18 protein-coding genes and 1 tRNA gene are annotated in these 18921 nt (G+C 33.1%); 8 read left to right on the forward strand and 11 right to left on the reverse strand.

Translation table 11 applies throughout. The features are described from left to right. Position 1: 1 nt before the first annotated feature. The 4 genes from Q0893_RS11655 (at position 2) to Q0893_RS11670 (ending at position 3787) form a co-directional block, all read left to right on the forward strand. Positions 2–1138 carry a hypothetical protein gene (locus Q0893_RS11655; protein ID WP_299275743.1) on the forward strand — a complete coding sequence of 379 codons (1137 nt, stop codon included), beginning with the start codon at positions 2–4 and terminating at the stop codon, positions 1136–1138. A 114-nt stretch (positions 1139–1252) separates the two neighbouring features. Beyond that, entirely contained in the window at positions 1253–2797 is a 1545-nt protein-coding gene (locus Q0893_RS11660) for a peptide MFS transporter (RefSeq protein WP_298902333.1), read from the forward strand. A gap of 65 nt (positions 2798–2862) precedes the next feature. Continuing rightward, positions 2863–3078 (forward strand): hypothetical protein, encoded by a 216-nt coding sequence (locus Q0893_RS11665; protein WP_299275747.1) that lies wholly within the window; start codon positions 2863–2865, stop codon positions 3076–3078. A gap of 67 nt (positions 3079–3145) precedes the next feature. Next, positions 3146–3787 (forward strand): O-methyltransferase, encoded by a 642-nt coding sequence (locus tag Q0893_RS11670; RefSeq protein WP_298902329.1) that lies wholly within the window; start codon positions 3146–3148, stop codon positions 3785–3787. Position 3788: 1 nt separating this feature from the next. Here the strand turns inward: Q0893_RS11670 and Q0893_RS11675 are convergent, their stop codons facing one another. From Q0893_RS11675 to Q0893_RS11710, 8 genes are all read right to left on the reverse strand, one after another. After that, positions 3789–6077, reverse strand: coding sequence for an ATP-binding protein (locus Q0893_RS11675; RefSeq protein ID WP_299275751.1), 2289 nt, complete (start codon positions 6075–6077; stop codon positions 3789–3791). Positions 6078–6302: 225 nt separating this feature from the next. Continuing rightward, complete coding sequence (locus tag Q0893_RS11680; RefSeq protein WP_299275754.1) at positions 6303–7811, reverse strand: S8 family serine peptidase; 1509 nt, start codon at positions 7809–7811, stop codon at positions 6303–6305. A gap of 115 nt (positions 7812–7926) precedes the next feature. Further along, positions 7927–8214, reverse strand: coding sequence for a twin-arginine translocase TatA/TatE family subunit (locus Q0893_RS11685; RefSeq protein WP_298902326.1), 288 nt, complete (start codon positions 8212–8214; stop codon positions 7927–7929). Between the two features lie 114 nt (positions 8215–8328). Beyond that, on the reverse strand, positions 8329–10626 hold the full coding sequence (locus tag Q0893_RS11690; RefSeq protein ID WP_299275757.1) for a M1 family metallopeptidase: 2298 nt from the start codon (positions 10624–10626) through the stop codon (positions 8329–8331). A gap of 22 nt (positions 10627–10648) precedes the next feature. Then, positions 10649–11149 (reverse strand): DUF6702 family protein, encoded by a 501-nt coding sequence (locus Q0893_RS11695; RefSeq protein ID WP_298902324.1) that lies wholly within the window; start codon positions 11147–11149, stop codon positions 10649–10651. An 85-nt stretch (positions 11150–11234) separates the two neighbouring features. Further along, a complete protein-coding gene (locus tag Q0893_RS11700; RefSeq protein ID WP_299275761.1) occupies positions 11235–12035 on the reverse strand; it encodes a carboxypeptidase-like regulatory domain-containing protein in 801 nt (266 codons plus the stop codon). Beyond that, positions 12022–12789: a carboxypeptidase-like regulatory domain-containing protein gene (locus Q0893_RS11705; RefSeq protein WP_299275764.1), complete on the reverse strand. Its 768-nt coding sequence runs from the start codon at positions 12787–12789 to the stop codon at positions 12022–12024. Before Q0893_RS11705 ends, Q0893_RS11700 begins: the two co-directional genes overlap by 14 nt. Further along, on the reverse strand, positions 12776–13588 hold the full coding sequence (locus tag Q0893_RS11710) for a carboxypeptidase-like regulatory domain-containing protein (protein ID WP_298902320.1): 813 nt from the start codon (positions 13586–13588) through the stop codon (positions 12776–12778). Before Q0893_RS11710 ends, Q0893_RS11705 begins: the two co-directional genes overlap by 14 nt. A 115-nt stretch (positions 13589–13703) precedes the next feature. Here Q0893_RS11710 and pepE point away from each other — a divergent pair, with 115 nt between their 5' ends. Beyond that, positions 13704–14411, forward strand: a complete 708-nt coding sequence (pepE, locus tag Q0893_RS11715) for a dipeptidase PepE (protein ID WP_298902319.1) — start codon at positions 13704–13706, stop codon at positions 14409–14411. Between the two features lie 31 nt (positions 14412–14442). Here the strand turns inward: pepE and Q0893_RS11720 are convergent. Both Q0893_RS11720 and Q0893_RS11725 read right to left on the reverse strand, forming a co-directional pair. Then, a tRNA-Gly gene (locus tag Q0893_RS11720) sits at positions 14443–14515 on the reverse strand. Between the two features lie 48 nt (positions 14516–14563). Beyond that, positions 14564–14989, reverse strand: coding sequence for a GNAT family N-acetyltransferase (locus Q0893_RS11725; RefSeq protein WP_298902317.1), 426 nt, complete (start codon positions 14987–14989; stop codon positions 14564–14566). Positions 14990–15130: 141 nt separating this feature from the next. On the opposite strand from Q0893_RS11725, the gene Q0893_RS11730 reads away from it, so the two are divergent. Together Q0893_RS11730 and Q0893_RS11735 are read left to right on the forward strand one after the other, a co-directional pair. Continuing rightward, positions 15131–15865 carry a M15 family metallopeptidase gene (locus Q0893_RS11730; RefSeq protein ID WP_299275770.1) on the forward strand — a complete coding sequence of 245 codons (735 nt, stop codon included), beginning with the start codon at positions 15131–15133 and terminating at the stop codon, positions 15863–15865. Between the two features lie 26 nt (positions 15866–15891). Continuing rightward, a complete protein-coding gene (locus tag Q0893_RS11735; protein ID WP_298902313.1) occupies positions 15892–16662 on the forward strand; it encodes a M48 family metalloprotease in 771 nt (256 codons plus the stop codon). A gap of 64 nt (positions 16663–16726) precedes the next feature. Here Q0893_RS11735 and Q0893_RS11740 read toward each other — a convergent pair whose 3' ends face one another. After that, positions 16727–17113 (reverse strand): ankyrin repeat domain-containing protein, encoded by a 387-nt coding sequence (locus Q0893_RS11740; protein WP_298902311.1) that lies wholly within the window; start codon positions 17111–17113, stop codon positions 16727–16729. A gap of 264 nt (positions 17114–17377) precedes the next feature. Between Q0893_RS11740 and gpmI the strand changes: the two genes are divergently transcribed. Continuing rightward, positions 17378–18895: a 2,3-bisphosphoglycerate-independent phosphoglycerate mutase gene (gpmI, locus tag Q0893_RS11745; protein WP_299275775.1), complete on the forward strand. Its 1518-nt coding sequence runs from the start codon at positions 17378–17380 to the stop codon at positions 18893–18895. Positions 18896–18921: the final 26 nt, after the last annotated feature.

The following is an 18921-nucleotide window of genomic DNA, read 5'->3' on the forward strand; positions in this document are numbered from 1 at the left end:
CATGACTGATGTTTCTGAATTTTATATTCTTTCACATATATTTATTTCATTAGTTGGAGCTACTTTACTTTTAGCCATTTGGTCTAACATTAGACAGCGTTTTAAACAAATATTAGAAGAAAATGACACTCAAAAACGCGTAGACAAAGGTCTTCTATACTTGAGTTTAGCTATGTTTGTTTGGGTTGTTTCGGGTATTTGGTCATATGCAGGGCATTACTTTTCGTTTAAAGAAACCACTTTTTTTCAGTTTGGAATTCATTTGCTTTCAATAGTGAACAATATGTTCTTATTGTTAGCTTTGTTTTACTTCTATTATGCTCCGCGCTTTATTTATAATAACAAAAAGAATATCAGGATTATTCTGTTTGTCATTATCTTAACAGCCTTAGTGACTATAGGACTCTCCATGTTTCCTAAGGTAAACGCTTACAAAAGTATTAATGTAAGCGCCATACCAGATCTCATTCTTTCCGCATTTTTATGCGCTCTTCTAGGCATCTCTCTCTTTAGAACATTTGCGTATCGTGGATTAAAAATAGTTGGTGTCATCTCTACTTTAGTCATACTGTTAGTATTTTCATCTCAATTGTCTGAAGTCTTTGTGAATTACGCCAATGACTTTAGTAACAATCTCATTAAAATAATTGCTAAGACCTCCTTAATTTCAATATTTCTGGTGTTAGCTACTACTTGGGTTATTAGGTTAGCAAATATGCCCAAGCCTAACGAGATGACGATTAGCTTTCTAGATTGGAGCTTGGTAAAAATTAGTATTCCAACAAAAGGCGTTTTTGACGAAACTATTGATTTTGGTTCTAAAACTACACAGTATAAAAATTTACTGAAATTTGCTATTAGACGCAAATATGGTGAAGGCGATGCCCAGAGCTTAATTGTAAGTTTAGGCGGTGAAATCAAAAACCAAACGTATCTCACTAGAATAATAGATAATATAAACTCTATCTTAGAATTAGATCCAACACAACTTCTTGAACGACGAGATCTTTTTACTTTTATTGGAGAAGGACGCTATAGATTACGAATGATTCCAAACCACATTTCCATAGATGCGACTCTTTTAGAAGAGTTTTGCAAAACACCAGAAAATGATACTTATAACGCACTTTTAAGCTAACAATTTGTGAGTTACAATTAAGCACAATTGATTATAATTTGATATAATTAGTTACAAAGTTCGCTATTGAGACATGTTGTAAATACATTGTCCTCAAATCAAAAAATCGAACAAATGTCTATCACAAATTCTAATGAAGTCTTCGGACATCCAAAAGGTTTAATCTATTTATTTTTTGCGGAGTTATGGGAACGTTTTTCTTTCTACGGAATGCGCGCTCTTCTCGTACTCTATATGACCAAACAATTATTATTTACTGATGATATGGCTTTTGGTGTATATGCCGCTTATATGTCTTTAGTCTATGTAACACCTTTAATTGGTGGTATTTTAGCCGATAAAATACTAGGATTTAGAAAAGCCATACTTCTTGGAGGGGTTTTGATGGCACTTGGGCATTTTTTTCTCACTTTTGAGCAGCCTATATTTTTTTATGGATCATTAGGGTTAATCATTGTAGGAAACGGGTTTTTTAAGCCTAATATTTCTTCCTTCGTTGGAGATTTATACCATGAAGGAGATGCAAGGCGTGATTCTGGATTCACTATATTTTATTTAGGCATCAATCTAGGAGCTGCAATTGCTCCTCTGGCCTGTGCATGGTTCGCAGAAACTTATGGCTGGCATTATGGGTTTGTGCTTGCTGGAATTGGAATGGTTTTAGGTCTACTTGTTTTTAACAGAGGGCTTAAAGCCAACATATTTGGCAATAAAGGTTTGGTTCCAAATCTCCCTGTTTACCAAAAAAAATCATTTGGAATAAATCAAGGGCAACTCATCTCTATAATTGCCTTTTTATCTGTTCCCATTTTCGCACTCATTGTTAAATTCCATGAGTTTGAACATTTTCTAGTTTGGATTATTTCGGCCTTTCTAATTGCTTATATTATATACATCCTGACTACTGTTAATCTTAAAGAAAAAAAGCGATTAATTGTTGCTGTATACTTTACTGTACTTTATACGCTTTTCTCTGCTATTTTTGAACAGGCAGGAAGTTCATTGACTTTGTTTGCCGATAGAAATGTAAATCTTGTGGGTATGGATGCGGCAGGAACCAATAGTATTAATGCCGGTTTTATTATTTTATTGGCTATTCCTTTCTCATTATTATGGACGTTTCTAAGTAAGAGAAAAAAGAACCCAAATTCTGCCATAAAGTTTGGCTTAGGATTGGTGTTTCTGGGGTTAGGTTTTGTGGTATTTGCTTTGTCGGCACATAGTATTGACGCTTTTGCCAGAACTTCCATGACGTATTTAGTTTTGGGTTATTTAGTACTTACAATCGGAGAATTATTCTTATCTCCAATAGGGTTATCTAAAATGACTGAGCTATCTCCACTAAAATATGTTGCCTTTATCATGGGCGTTTGGTTTTCGGCGAATTTTTATGGCCATTTCTTTGCTGGTAAAATTGCCAAGCTTACCACTGTTACCGAAGGAGAAACCAATGTCTTTACTCAAGGCATATTTGGAGACATTGTAGAATTCATTACTGGTATTACGCCTGAAATGGCTATGCAAAATAGTGAGAGTTACCAACAACTCTACTCCTATCTTTCCGTATATGCCAGTTTTGGTGTGATTAGTATATTGGTTGGACTAATAGCCATTTTAATTTCACCAAAGATTAAAAAAATGATGGTTGGTGTACATTGATTGCTTAACAGCTTTATTGGTTTTGGAATTATTTCATATATTGAGGTCTAACCAAAACTTATAACATGAAAAAAATTGGAATGTACATCGCTCTTTTTGGAGTATTAGCTATTGTTTTACCCTTTTTTGAATTACAACTCAGACTTTTAAGTTGGATAGATAATTGGGGAGAAACGACATCATGGATAATTAAAATTGGACTCATTGTCGTTGGTGGAATTCTCTTTTTTATGGCTTCAAAGAATGAAACCAACGTTACAAGCGAAAATCAAGGCGAATAATTCCATTCTTAATACAATTACAAACCTCATGACATCTGTTTTTCATGAGGTTTAATTATTTTTATCTATGCACTTTTTACCAGAAAAATTAGATGATTACATTGTGGCACATTCTGAAGAAGAACCAGAATTATTGCAACAACTTACTAGAGAAACTTATCAAAAAATATTACAACCCATTATGCTAAGCGGACCTTATCAAGGTCGCGTTTTAAGTATGATTTCTAAACTAATTCGTCCTTCCACAATTTTAGAACTGGGTACGTTTACTGGTTACGCAACATTGTGTTTAGCAGAAGGCCTATCAAGCAATGGAGAGATTCATACAATAGATATTAATGAGGAGCTCGTTGATTTTCAAAGACGTTATTTTGATAAATCTGAATTCGGCGCTCAAATTCATCAGCATTTGGGTAGTGCTTTAGATATTATTCCAACACTAGACATGACTTTTGATCTGGTCTTTGTTGATGCTGACAAGCCCAATTATGTTAATTATTTTCATTTAATAGTCGATAAATTAAATGCTGGTGGCATTATCATTTCAGACAATGTTTTATGGCATGGAAAAGTAACCGAGCCTTTAAATAATAAAGACCTTTCAACTAAAGCTGTTTTAGAATACAATACTCTTTTAAAAAATGACGAACGTATCGAAACCGTTTTGCTACCAATTAGAGACGGACTTACAATAAGCAGAAAAAAATAAATTAAGATACTTTGACTAATTTAAAATCTGATTTCACATCTATTGATTTTGTTTTTTGAATTTGCTCAGAAATAGTTTGAAAAAATTCATAATTATCAAAAGGTTTGGTAATGATACCATCAAATCCAATTAGTTTATAGTCTTCTTTAACTTGTTCAATATCGGCTGCAGTTAATGCAATAATAGGTGTTTCGGGATCGAACTCACGGATAGCTTTAGTAGACTCATTTCCATTCATTACAGGCATATTAATATCCATTAAAATTAAATCGAAAGCGGTTTGTTTATGAGCCTCTAAAGCCTCTAATCCGTTTTTAGCAACAACGCACTCATAGTTTTCGCGTTGCAACAAGTTTTGAGTTACAATCTGATTGATTTTATTGTCTTCGGCAACCAGAATCTTATACTTATGTGTATCGGTAATAGCTTCTCCTTTTGCTTGTTTTGTTTTTACTTTTTTGACCTTTGCTTTTTTGTCTATTTCAAAGGTAAGATCAAAACTAAAGGTAGTACCCAAATCTATTGCGCTATCTATATCTAATGTGCTTCCAAATAATTCAATAATGTTTTTTGTAATTGGCAACCCAAGTCCTGTTCCTTGATAATTTGTATTGCTATTTTTATCCAGCTGAGAGAAGTTCTCAAATATCATTTTTTGCTTTTCTTTTGGAATCCCAGGACCATTATCTTCAACTTCAAAACGCAGAGATACTTTATCTTCTAAAGTGTTTAACAGTTTTAACCTTACTTCTATTTTTCCATTTTCAGTAAACTTGATACTATTACCAATTAGGTTGATTAGAACCTGAGACAACCTTACATTGTCGCATTTAATGAACTCTGGTATGTTCTTGTCAATTGAAATTTGTATCTGATTATTAGTTTCTTCCAATCTATAATCAAACGAATTCACTAGATTTTCTATGAGTACTCTCAAATTAACTGTAACGTTTTTAAGTTCAATTTTTTGAGATTCAATTTTTCCTATTTGTAAAATATCATTGACAAGATTGAGGAGATAATCGCCAGAATACTTTAACGATTTTAAAAACTTAGTGTCTTTAGAGCTTAAGTCGTTATTTTTTAAAAGTAATGATGTTAACCCAACCACGCCATACAAAGGTGTTCTTAATTCGTGAGTGACATTGGAAATGAAATTACTCTTTAATTCGGAAGACTTTTCTGCCTTATTTTTTGCAATTTCTAATTGGTTGTTTTTAGTTTTCAAAATATTACTTAATCGTCTTTTAGATATGTAACTTCGATACATGGTTAACAACGATATAAACAATAGAAATCCGGTAATTGTAATAATTATATTTACATTTTTTATTTTATTACTGGCGGCTAACTGCTCAATTCTTTCATTATTAGCAAGCTGTGCTACGTTTTTATAACTTTCGATTGAAAACTTAGACTGTACAATAATATCTTGTCTTATTTTCTCTTCATTAAGTAGTTTATCTCTGTAGTTATTATGCTTTAACAATGCTTGATAGGCTTCTTCACTATTCTCTAACGCAGCATAAGTTAATGACAGTTCTTTATAGACATCATTTAAAAGCGCATTCTTATCTTTTACATTAATTTCACTGTGATTTTCTAAAATATTTATGGCTTCGATAAATTTAACATTGGCATTATTGTAAAATTCTTTTTTACTAAAATATTGTCCTTGGACAAAGTTCCATTGTGCTGTGGAATAGCCATGATCTTCTATGCGTTTTAAATTATCCTCAGCTCTAGATAAATAAATGAGCACTTTAGCGTAGTTATTAGTTTCTAAATAAAGCTGTGATAAGTTCAATCTTATTCGAAATAAGATCTCATCCCTTCTATCTACATTATCATGATCTCTAACATTATATTTACTACCAAACTGTATTGCTTTTTCAAAGAACGGAATAGCATCAGTAGGAGGCACTTTGTTCATATAAATTTGACCCAATTTCAGATATGAACTTGCCAACAAAAAATTATCACCTTCTTTTTTTGCGGCATGAATAACTTGATTATAGCTTTTTTCAGCTTTATCATAATCATGCATGAAATCGTAAATCTTACCAATGGTAAAATTTGCGACTGCGTTGCCATAATTATCATTGATAGAATCAGATAATTTAATGGCTTTATTAAATAAATTGAAGGACTTTGCAATATCATTACTTATGTAATGCTGTAATGCGAGGTCGTTAATACTATCAATTTTATTGATAAGTGTTCTTTCGGTCTGACCAAAAGACAATAACGAACAACATAGAAAACAGTATAGTAGGTTTGCTTTCATCATGGATTTAGGTTAATTTGGGATGGTTAAAGTATCTCTAAGTGAGTGACATATCAGAATATAATCGTTGAACACGCTTTTTTATCGGACAAACTTCACAAATTAAAAATGAAAATCGACGAAATGCATACTAAATTTCAAGGATTTAAGTTCAAAATCACCTCATCATTATAAAAAAACCTCTTCAAATATTGAAGAGGTTTTGTATATCATTCTATGTTAGAACTATCATTGAACAGCTTGTAATGCATCAATATTTCCATATCCATAGTTACTACTTTTACTAGGGTAAAAATCGGCAGATTGTTTCAGTCTATTAAGTACTTGAGTTCTACTCCAACTAGGATACCTAGCCCACACCAACGCTGCTATTCCAGCCGTAGTTGCAGTAGCTACTGAGGAGCCACCAGTATAGCGACGATCTCCATTATAAAATCCTAAAACAGGAGGTGCTTTGCTGGTATTATTATCACCTTCCATAATGATTGTGAAGTCAATTTTACTCCCACTATGACAGGTATCGCAGCGATCATAATTACTACCATCATCAACGCCGGTAACTGCTACAGTTTCACTCATCGTTGCCGGAAAAATCACTCCAAAGCCATTTGTGAAACTCGTTGATGTTCCTCCTGCAGCAAATATTAATTTCCCTTTACTATAAGCATACCTTACGGCATCCTTTATATTACCAATAGACCATACATAACCTATAGACATCGAAATTATTTTCACATCACTTCTGTTTCCTAGTTGTGTTAAGGCCTTAGAAACCCCTTTTCGTTCGTGATAATCGTTAAGTAACACATCTTCAGTTGCTCTATAAGCTACTAAGTTCGCATTATAAGCAACACCAACAGGCATTCCATTATCATTACGTGGAGATGCCATTGTAGATCCCATTGCAGTACCATGACCGCATTTATCATGTGGCCCATCATAATTGCTAGACCACCACCATGCAGAGTCTATAAATGTGCCATATTTTTGTACGAATCGGCCATTAGAATAGCCATCATTAATTCCAGAAGAATTTAATAAAGGTTGAGATGCTGATACTCCCGTATCAATTAAACCAATAGTAACTCCTGAACCTGTTGATAGGTTCCAAGCCTGCTGAATATTATGTTCATTAAAATGCCATGACACCTGCGCATTATTTGGGCTTGTTGTTGTATAATGAGCTGGATTGATATAATCTCCATTTTTATCGCAGCCAGAACTAGAACGTTCTGCATTCTCATTATAAGTGAACAAATTATAGCCATTAGGCTCTAAGTAACGTACGTCTTTATGCTTTTTAAGCGCTATAATCGTTTGGATGTTTTCAACTCCAACATCAACAACAGTTAGAATATCTTGTTCGACAAGGACAAGGTCTGTTTTATCTATTTTTTCATTATCGGCAACAATATCTAAAAGCCCATTTTTTTTAGCTTCTAGTTCAACATCTCTTGTTTCACTAAAACTCTGACCTTCATTTCCATAACCAATGGTTAAAACTTTTTGACCATGCATAACCGCACTCCATAAAAAATGCGCATCCTCTTTACTCCAATCGAAATCTCCAGTTTCTCGAATGGTTTTACTAATACGATCGTTAATTTGGTCTACTGTAAGTGGGTCTTTGGGGAATTGAATATCCTGAGATTCGGTTTCAATAATAGTATCTTCTTTAGAACAAGACACCATGGTAATTGCTATAAGTAACAATACCTTTAAGTACATTTTTTTCATTTAATAGTATTTAGATGGTTAATGATGTTCTAAATATATTAAATAATCAAAATTTAATTACATAAATAAATGTGATTTTACTAAAAGAAATCAAAAAATAATATGAATTCAATAATTACTGGTTTCTTCGGACAGAACCTGTAAAATCTTCTAGATCGTCTTTTACTTTATTAATCTCCTGCGTGATTTCTTTTGTAACGTTAGAATCGATGCCTTGCTTTTCTGCACTTTTAGTGATTTCAGATTTAATATCACTCGAAGCATCTTTTAGCATTCGCATTCCTTTACCTAAACCTCGAGCAATTTCAGGTATTTTGTCTGCACCAAATACCATTACTACAATAAGGAGGATAAAAATCACCTCAGTAGTTCCAATGAATAATAATGTTGCTTGCTGTATCACGATGCAAATATAATGAGTTGTTTGCTATTAAAATATTATTTAAATAAATATAGAGTTAAAAAAAGCCGATAGTCTATATATCGGCTTTTTTATAATGTAAATTACAAGAACGGTTTATCCTTTTACTTTATTTTTAAAATTATCAAACTCACTCTCTTTTACCTCTTTTGGCCATGAGTTATTTGATGTATTGATATCTGCAGTTTCTTGTTTCGGGTCTATTTTTATAGACACAATTTCTTTCACAGAAGCAACAGCTTTACTTATTTCTGTATCGTTAAGCCTCCAAACCTGAGCAGGATAAGTTTCTGTTTTAGATGTACCATCTGCGTATGTAAACTCAACAATAATTGGCATTACTAATCCTCCTGGTTTTTCAAAAGTAATATTGTAGAAATATTTAGGTTGTTTGATGTTTTTTCGCTCTTCAGGAGTGAAATTATCCATCATGTATTCTTTTAAAGTAGGTGAATTATCTGCTGAAGTTCCTTTGCGTAGTTTCTCATCAAATTCTTCACTTCCTTCTTCAACTAAATAGACTAAATCTAGGTCCTCTAACTTTAAATTTCTACTTGATGCATAGTTTTTTGCATATTGATTAGGCTCTGATGATACATAATATTTTTTCACGTCTTTAAGTCCAATATCTACCCAATCTGTAGTATAGAACCATCCTCTCCAGTACCAATCTAAATCAAATGCAGAAGCATCTTCCATAGTACGGAAAAAGTCTTCAGGAGTTGGGTGTTTAAACTTCCATCTGTGTGTATATTCTTTAAACGCATAATCAAACAATTCGCGTCCCATAACAGTTTCTCTCAAGATATTTAATGCTGTAGCTGGCTTTCCGTAGGCATTATTTCCAAATTGATATGTATTTAAACCTTTAGTCATAATTGGAGCAATATAGTCTTGATTACCTTCCATATATCTTATGATATTTTTGGCTGGTCCTCTTCGAGAAGGGTAGTGTTTATCTCCTGGTGATAAAGCACTTGGATACCATTCTCCAAAATCTTGTTCGGCAACATATTGCATAAATGTATTTAAACCTTCATCCATCCATGTCCATTGACGTTCATCACTATTTACAATCATTGGAAAGAAGTTATGACCTACCTCATGAATGATAACACTCATCATACCATATTTAGTTCTATCGTCATACTTTCCGTTTTTATCAGGTCTTCCATAATTCCAACAAATCATAGGATATTCCATCCCTTGACGTCTAGCATGAACCGAAATTGCTTTATGGTAAGGGTAGTCAAATGTCATACGAGAATACGTTTTTAATGTACTAGCCACTGCTCTTGTAGACCATTCTTCCCAAAGTGGGTTTCCTTCTTTAGAGTATAGCGAAACTGCCATAACATCCTTATTACCGATTTTCACGGCCATCATATCCCAAATGTATTTTCTAGATGTGGCAAATCCGAAGTCTCTTACATTCTCAGCATATAGTTTCCATGTTTTCTTTTTATTGGAATGTCCTTTTTCTCTAGCTTCAGCTTCGGCTTGAGTAGAAATAATTACGGGTTCGTCATATGATTTCTTAGCTTTTTCATAACGCTTCATCATATCTTTAGAGAACATTTCATCTCTATTGGTCAATTTCCCAGTACCATCTAATAAATGATCTGCAGGAACGGTAATATTTACTTCAAAATTTCCAAACGGTAATGCAAACTCATCACGCCCCCAAAACTGTGAGTTCTGCCATCCTTCAACATCATTGTAAACAGCCATTCTTGGGTAAAATTGGGCAATCACATAGTTTCTATTTCCGTCAGGAAATAACTCATATCCTGAGCGCCCTCCATCGGTAACGTGATTATTAATTTGGTACCACCATTTTATTTTAAAAGAAAACTTATCTCCAGTTTTCATTGCTGCTGGTAATTCTACCCTCATCATTGTTTGGTTGATTATAAATGGTAAAGGCTTACCATCTGTTTTGGTAACACTTTCTATGTTAAACCCACCGTCAAAACGTTCAGACATATATGACGACGTAAACCTTGAAGCTGACATTGCAGGTGTTATTCTACTAGATCTAATGTCTTTTGATGGTGAATCTTTTTCACGAACATTTTGATCTAATTGAACCCACAAGTATGTTAATTCATCTGGAGAGTTATTGGTGTATGTAATGGTTTCATTACCACTTAACACGGCAGTATCATCGTTAATTTCGATGTCCATTTTGTAATCTGCCTGTTGCTGATAGTAAGCTGGGCCTGGAGCACCAGATCCTGTTCTAAACATGTTTGGCGTTGCAAACTCTTCATTGAGTTGCCTAAACTTATTATGGTTGGTATGACCAGGTTTGCGCTCTTGTTCTTGGTCTTGCGCTATCGCATTCAAAGATATAAATGCGATGGATAAACAAAGGAATTTTACTAATTTCATAGCTATTATTAAAAAGGTTGATTTATTTAAAATTTAAGTATTGATTTCGGTCTTCTGAGGTAAATATCAAATTATTTACTTCAGAATTTATTTTCGTTTTAACAACATTTTTTTGCTTCGGAAACAAATCGAAAAGTACAGTATTACTAATTTCTATTGTTGCTATACTATCGACATTCTCTATTTCTAAGTAACACACAACAACGTCATTATCATATTCCTTTCCTATATATTCAAAGGCAACATCTTGGGTATTAATTTTAATCTCTATTTTTTGATTTAAGTACTTCTTGACATAGTCGTCAACCATAGGCTTTTCATCAATTGTGGTCATTTTGATATTTTTATCATACCGTTCTTGTAGCGTTAATTCTAAATCGGCAATATCAATTCTGGAAATAATTTGGACTGATTTTTTTTCTTTTACATAACTCATCTGTGTTACACTCACATAATATTTATGTGCAGTTAACATAACCACAGGAAAAATAACAGCCAGAAAAATGGCTTTAAAAAAGTTCATAACAATCAATAATTCGTAAAAATAGCCATTTTACTAATTAATTTTAGCTTAAAAATGTTAATAATATCTTTAAATTTCGGTGTAGTTAATCTTTAGATGTGTCATCGGTATCGTTAAAGGAATAGAGTTTCTGTATTAAAAACTCATAGGTTTTTAAACTATTATCTGCCTTACACAAATCTAAAAACTTAGGATCATCAGATACATAATAAAAGAAAGCCGTTTTTAAATGTGCTTCAATGTCATAGTTTTCAAATAACAAATCTGAAAACTCTTCTGTTACTTTCTTTAAGCATTTATCTTGTTTTTCTAGCGTTACTGCTCGTTTAAGTTTTTTCGTTCGGCCTGATATTTTATTTAAAATTTTATGAATATTTATACCTATAAATAAAGGTGCTATTACAATAGATTTTCCAGCATCTGCTTCATATAATTTTCGTTCTCTTTGTGTTTTAGGTTTGCCAACATAGCCTGGTATTCCTACATCATAAAAGTTAATATCACGTTTAGCATCACTATTTTCGATGTCAGATAATAAATCTCCCGTTAAAATCTTGCCTACAACCACTTCATCTAGTTCATTCACTCTATCTGACAATGTAATTACAATAGACCTCATTTCAATGGTTGTTTTAGTTACAGCAATATTTTGGGGTGTATATTGAACGCTTGATATAAGCAGAGTGTCATTGAGTTTAGCAGGGATCTCAAAATCTCCTTTATCATTAGTAACGGTAAATTTTTGTGCCGTTATATTAAGTACATGTATGCTTTCTAAATCTGAACTAGCAACGACTTTCCCTTTTAAAATAATGGTCTGAGCATTTCCATTCACCAACGTAAATATGGAAACAATTATAACTAGTATGTAATCAATCTTCCTCAATTTGCAGTTTAAATGCTTTAAGTTTTTCCTTTAAAAACTCAAGCATTTTGAGTTCATTATTTGTTTTACTTAACGGTAAAAATTTAGGATCGTAACCACTAAAGTAGAAAAATTCTTTTCGTTTGGTTACATCTAAAGTGTCTGTTTCAAATAACAGTTCGGAGTAAAGTTCTTCGGTTTTGTCTATAGCTCGATTTAATTCCTCGCGTTTAATTTGCTCTTTTAATCGTTTTGTTCTTCCAGATATCCAATTAATTAACGGGTTTAAAGGTAAGAGACCACCTCCACTATTGGCCTCATACAATCGACGCTCACTTTGCTTCATTCTTGGGCCAGTATATCCAGGTATTCCAACATCATAAAAATTAATCTCGCGTTTAACATCACTGTTTTCGATGTCAGACATCAAATCTCCAGTAAGCACTTTTCCAACAACTACCTGATCTAACTTATTAACATTCTCCTCTAAATTTACCGTAACCGATTTCGTTTGTAAGATAATATCAGTAATAATAAATTCTTCAGGTTTGTATTGAATTCCTGAAATCATGATCGTATCATTCAACTTGGCAGGAATCACAAAACCTCCTTTATCATTACTTATGGTAAATTTACTTGCTGTTTTGTTAATAATATGAATGCCTTCTAAATCACCCTTAGCAACAATTTTTCCTGAAATATCTTTGGTTTGTGCTAGTAAATTTGAAGACAGTAAAACGGCAAACACAAAAAAACAGAGCTTATTCTTTATCACTATCTTTCTTTAAAAATTCTTTACTTTTTTTATTAAGAACTTCAAGAAATTCTAGTTCTCGCCCATAATTTAAAAGACTAAAATCAAAGGTTTTATCGTCTTCAACGAATTGAATAAATTCTTCAACACGATGCTCTGGTATTTTGAAATTATCCATTATAAATTCTGATCCAAAGTAGTATTTAATAGATGCTACAGGAACCTCAGGAATGCCTTTCTTTTTTTTATCCTTTACCTTACTTCTAAATAATGGTAATAACAATTGATCAACGACATTCACAACGTTCAGCCCATTTACCATTGTTTTTGATTGCGAATGCATAGCTTCATTTTTAATCTGAGAGCGCTCGTCATCAGAAAAATCATATTCATCACTCTTTTTTATCCCAAAATATAACGCATCTAGCTTAGGATTAAATGTTTTAACCGTTGACACATCTGTTTTTAAATCTCCCGAAAGCCCTTTAGTTAACACTAAAACCTCATCCAATTTATTGATTTCTTCAATTAAGAAAACGCGCATGCGTTTAGACTTGATAATTGCCTCTGTTATTTGTAAATCGAAGTTTTGATATTGCAAAGCTCTAAACTCTACAAAATCATTTAAAGCAACTTCAATCGTAAACTCTCCATTTTCATTAGTTATTACACCTTTATTTGAAGATGTATTAAACACCGTAATCCCAACCACATCATTACCTTCAACGATAATTTTCCCATCAACTTTTACACGTTTTATGTCCTGAGAAACCGCAACAAAAGAAGACAATGCAATGCAAAAAAGTAATAGTTTCTTCATAGTTGATATTTTTAGTTAAGTAAAGAAATGATTTGAAAACTTAATTTATTAATAAAGACTAACTAAACTTTTGTTAAATTAATCCTTTACCTAAATTTACAACAAATTACAACCAATGAAAAATATAATTATTGCTAGTACATCAACTGTTCATGGTGGAGAGCCTTTAGATTATTTACTAGAGGTATTAAGCGATTTCTTTGAGCATACTTCGGAAATTCTATTTATTCCATACGCAAGACCTGGCGGAATTACGCACGATGAATACACTTCTAACGTTAACAAGGCGTTTGAAAAAATCGACAAAAAAGTAGTAGGTATCCATGAATTTGATAACCCAAAAGAGGCGATTAGTAAAGCAAAAGGTATATTTACTGGTGGTGGAAACACCTTTGTATTAGTTAATCAACTTTACAAAAATGATCTTATTGATACCATAAAAACTACAGTTAAAAATGGGACGCCGTACTTAGGTACAAGTGCAGGCAGTAATATTTGCGGACTTACAGTTAACACTACCAATGACATGCCTATTGTGTATCCTCCAAGTTTTAAAACTTTCGGGTTTGTACCTTTTAATATTAATCCGCATTATCTTGATCCAGATCCAACAAGTAAGCATATGGGCGAAACTCGAGAAACAAGAATTAAAGAGTTTCACAAATTTAATACACAACCCGTAGTAGGTATTCGCGAAGGTAGTTGGTTAGAAGTCAATGGAGATTCAGTTGTTTTAAAAGGACCTCTTGATGCTAGAATATTTGAATACAACAAAGCTCCATATGAAGTGCAATCTGGTATTGAACTCAGTCATTTAAAATAAAAAAACTTCATCAGGTTTTGATGAAGTTTTGAGCGAGAGACCGGGTTCGAACCGGCGACATTCAGCTTGGAAGGCTGACGCTCTACCAACTGAGCTACTCTCGCATTCTGGCGGCAAATATAAACTATCTTTTCACTTTTTGATAAAGAATTTCAGAACTTTTTCAAAAAATGATATCCTAAAATTTCAAAGCCTTCATTATAGTAGAATTTATGTGATGGGTAATTTTGCACATAAGTATTTAGTTCTACCGTTGTGCACCCTTTTGTTTTAACATAATCATAGATCCAATTTAGAAATTGTTTTCCAAGTCCTTTTCCTCTATAGACACTTTCAATATAAACATGATCAATCTCCACAGTTTTTCCAGCATAATGACGTGTACAAAACCAAAGCCCCGAAACACCAATCAATTTGTCATTATCATAAATAACTGCACATTCATAATTCTGAGTTACCATCTCTGCAAAACGTTCTTTTAATATAGCTTCTGAGACTTTATGTGCACTAAGCTCTTGCACTAAAGGAATAACTTCATTTATTTGAGATTTATCTAAAATTTTAAAGCGAAATGACATGTATCAATATTTTAAGTGAAGATAATTATTTTTACTTAAGTTTGATGTAGAGCATCTTCAATATTAGCCAAGATATCACCTTAAATTAAAATGCTGGGCAAAGGAAATAAATTGGCACATATTATGCAATAGAAAAGTATAATGAATAGACGACATTTTTTTAAAACAACAACACTAGCAGGAATAGGTTTATCTATTTTTCCTCAACTTGCATTTCAAAATGCTACAAAAATTATATCCTACAAAGAGCTTATCGGAAAAGGTAATCCACAGTTATTTGGAGACGGTTTTAATCTAAGAAAAGATGCATATGATGCCTTTATAAAATTAACTTCTGAAGCACTAAAAAGTGACATTCGAATACAAGTTGTGTCTAGTTATAGAGGGTTTCAACACCAAAATAGAATTTGGGAGCGGAAGTATAAGCAAAATATTAATAATGGGTTATCACCTAAAGAAAGCATCAGAAAAATCATAGAATATTCAACAATTCCTGGAACATCTCGCCATCATTGGGGAACAGATTTAGACCTCATCGATGCTAACGTAAAACAGCCAAGGCATGTTTTAAATCCTAGTCATTTTGAGGGAGATGGTCCGTTTTCGAAATTTAAATCATGGATGGACGAACATGCAAATGATTTTGGGTTTTATTTGGTATACACCAATGAGAAAGATAGAAAAGGGTTTAAATATGAACCTTGGCATTACAGTTACAAACCATTGTCGAAACCATATTTAAAAGCATACCGTAAGCTCGATTTGAAAGACATTATAACTTCGGAAAAATTAATGGGTGGGACTCATTTTTCTGAAACATTTATCACTAATTACCTGAATCAAAATATTTTAGATATAAATCCAGAACTTTTGTAAATTTATAAACACTAATTATTACAGTCATGAGAGGAAAGAATTTTAAAGTAAGATTACTTATTGGCGTTGCCATAGCACTTTTTTTTGTTGTAAAGCGATGTAGTCAAAGGGAAGAAAATCCATATACTGGACGTATGCAAACCATTTCGATGACGGCAGATAAAGAAATACAGATTGGTTTAGCAAGTGCTCCTCAAATGGAAGCTCAACATGGCGGGATGCACCCTAACAGTCAATACCAAGCAGTTGTTGACAATGTAGGACGTAGTTTAGTTAATAGTAGTATCGCCAAAGACACACCCTATAATTATGAATTTCATTTATTGGCAGATCCGAATACAATTAATGCTTTTGCCTTACCTGGCGGACAAATATATATTACGTTTGCCTTGTTTTCTAAATTAGATAATGAATCACAATTGGCTGGAGTATTAGGCCATGAAATTGGACATGTACTAGGGCGTCATAGTGCCGAGCGAATTGCAGAAAGCGAATATTGGCAAGGTTTAGCCACAGCAGGATCTGTTGGTGGAGATATTGGAGGTTTAGTAAGCGGAATTGGTCAAAATACGTTGCTAACTAATGGTCGAGAGGATGAACTAGAAAGTGATGATCTGGGCGTAAGATTTATGATTAATGCTGGTTACGATCCAGAAGAGATGATTGGTGTAATGGAAATTCTTAAAGCAGCTGCTGGACCTAATCGTGTTCCTGAACGAATGAGCACCCATCCAGATCCAGAAAACAGGAAAGAAAAAATTAAAGAATCTATTGAAAAATATAAAAATGCACTTTAATCTCTTAAAGTGCATTTTCAACTAACTAACTCAAATAATTGTTTCTGCTTTAGAAACTTTTCGTTTACGATTCTAACCCTTTAATGTAAGCTAGAGCATCTTTCGCATTAGAAATTTCAGCATACTTCTTTGCCGTCATTCCTTTAGATGATTTTAAATTTAATTTCGCTCCTTCTTTTACAAGAAGTTTTAAAATATCTAATCTATTATACTTAGCTGCATACATTGCCGGGGTTAAACCGTTTGATTTTTTATTGACATCCTGACCTAAGTCAATTAATTTTTTTACCGTTTCGATATCTCCTTTAATAATAGAAACACAAAATGGGTCTACCACTCTTTTAGCTACCGTAGTTTCGTAAGTAGAAGGTGTTACAATGTCGTTTGTTGCATTTAAAGAGGTAAAAGAAAACCCCAATGCGATTGCGATAATTACTGCTGATTTTTTCATGATGAAAGATTTTAATTAATTGATTTTTGTTTTTTGATTATAATAAAGAGACGACATAAATTCTAAAGTGTTACACAAAAAAATCTTTAATAACATTTATTTAACTCTTTGTAAACAAATATGTTAAGACAATCACAATTAGCCTCGAATTTTTAACAAATCAAGTATTATCCTAATGCATTGATAACTAATGATATTTTGCAATCTTAAATAGAAATTAAATGTGTGAAACATCTATCTTTGATTCCATAATATTTTTTAACAATGAACAAAAAAGTAATTTTAATGATTTTGGATGGATGGGGAATGTCTCCAGATCCAAAAGTTTCCGCTATAGATCATGCCGAAACACCATTTATAGATTCTTTATACCATAACTATCCGCACGCCACCTTAAGAACTGACGGTTTGCATGTTGGTTTGCCAGAAGGCCAGATGGGAAATAGCGAGGTTGGACATATGAACTTGGGTGCAGGTAGAATTGTATATCAAGACTTGGTTAAAATTAACTTAGCTGTTAAAAATAACACCTTAAAAAATGAAAGTGTCCTTACAGATGCTTTTGAGTATGCAAAAACAAACAACAAATCTGTTCATTTTTTAGGCTTGGTGAGCGACGGAGGTGTACACTCTCACATTAATCACTTATTTGGACTAATAGATGCTGCCAATAATTGTGGTGTTCAGCATTCATATGTGCATGCCTTCACCGATGGACGAGATGTTGATCCCAAATCTGGATTTGGTTTCATTACATCCTTAGAAACACACATAAAAAATACCAACACAAAGCTAGCTACAGTTACTGGGCGATATTATGCTATGGATAGAGATAAACGTTGGGAAAGGATAAAACTAGCATATGATGCTTTGGTTAATGGTTTAGGAGAGCATTCTCACTCAGCAACAGATGCTATTGAAAACAGCTACAATAAAGATGTAACCGATGAGTTTATAAAACCCATTGTCATGGTAGACAAGGACAATCTTCCAATAGCCCAAATAAAAGAAGGTGACGTAGTCGTTTTCTTTAACTTTAGAACAGATCGTGGTCGAGAACTAACCGAAGCCCTATCTCAAAAAGATTTCCATGAGCAAAACATGCATAAGCTCGATTTACATTATGTTACATTAACTAATTATGATGATTCTTTTCATGGTATCAACGTGGTCTTTAACAAAGACAATCTTACCGAGACCTTAGGTGAAGTCCTAGAAAAACACAATAAAACTCAAATTAGAATAGCTGAAACTGAAAAATATCCTCATGTCACATTTTTCTTTTCAGGTGGACAGGAAACGCCTTTCGAAGGGGAAACTAGAATATTAAGGAATTCTCCAAAGGTGGCAACTTATGATTTAAAACCCGAAATGAGCGCCTTTGAATTAAAGGATGCTCTAATTCCAGAAATTAACAAAGGCCATGTGGATTTTGTATGTCTCAATTTCGCAAATGGAGATATGGTAGGCCATACAGGTGTCATGGAAGCTGCTATTAAGGCGTGTGAGGCTGTTGATCAATGCGTCAAAGATGTCATTGTATCGGCTTTAGACAATAATTACACAACCATTTTAATCGCAGATCATGGTAATTGTGAAACAATGATTAACCCAGATGGCACTCCACACACGGCACATACAACCAATCCGGTACCTGTGATTTTAATAGATAACGAAAACCTAAAAATTAAAGATGGGATCTTGGGTGATATAGCTCCCACAATACTGAAATTAATGGGGATTTCTCAGCCCGAAACCATGACTCAAAAACCATTAGTTTAATTAATTATGAAAAATTGTATTTTTGT

It is taken from the genome of uncultured Psychroserpens sp. (assembly GCF_947494225.1).
In the GTDB taxonomy this organism is placed as follows: domain Bacteria; phylum Bacteroidota; class Bacteroidia; order Flavobacteriales; family Flavobacteriaceae; genus Psychroserpens.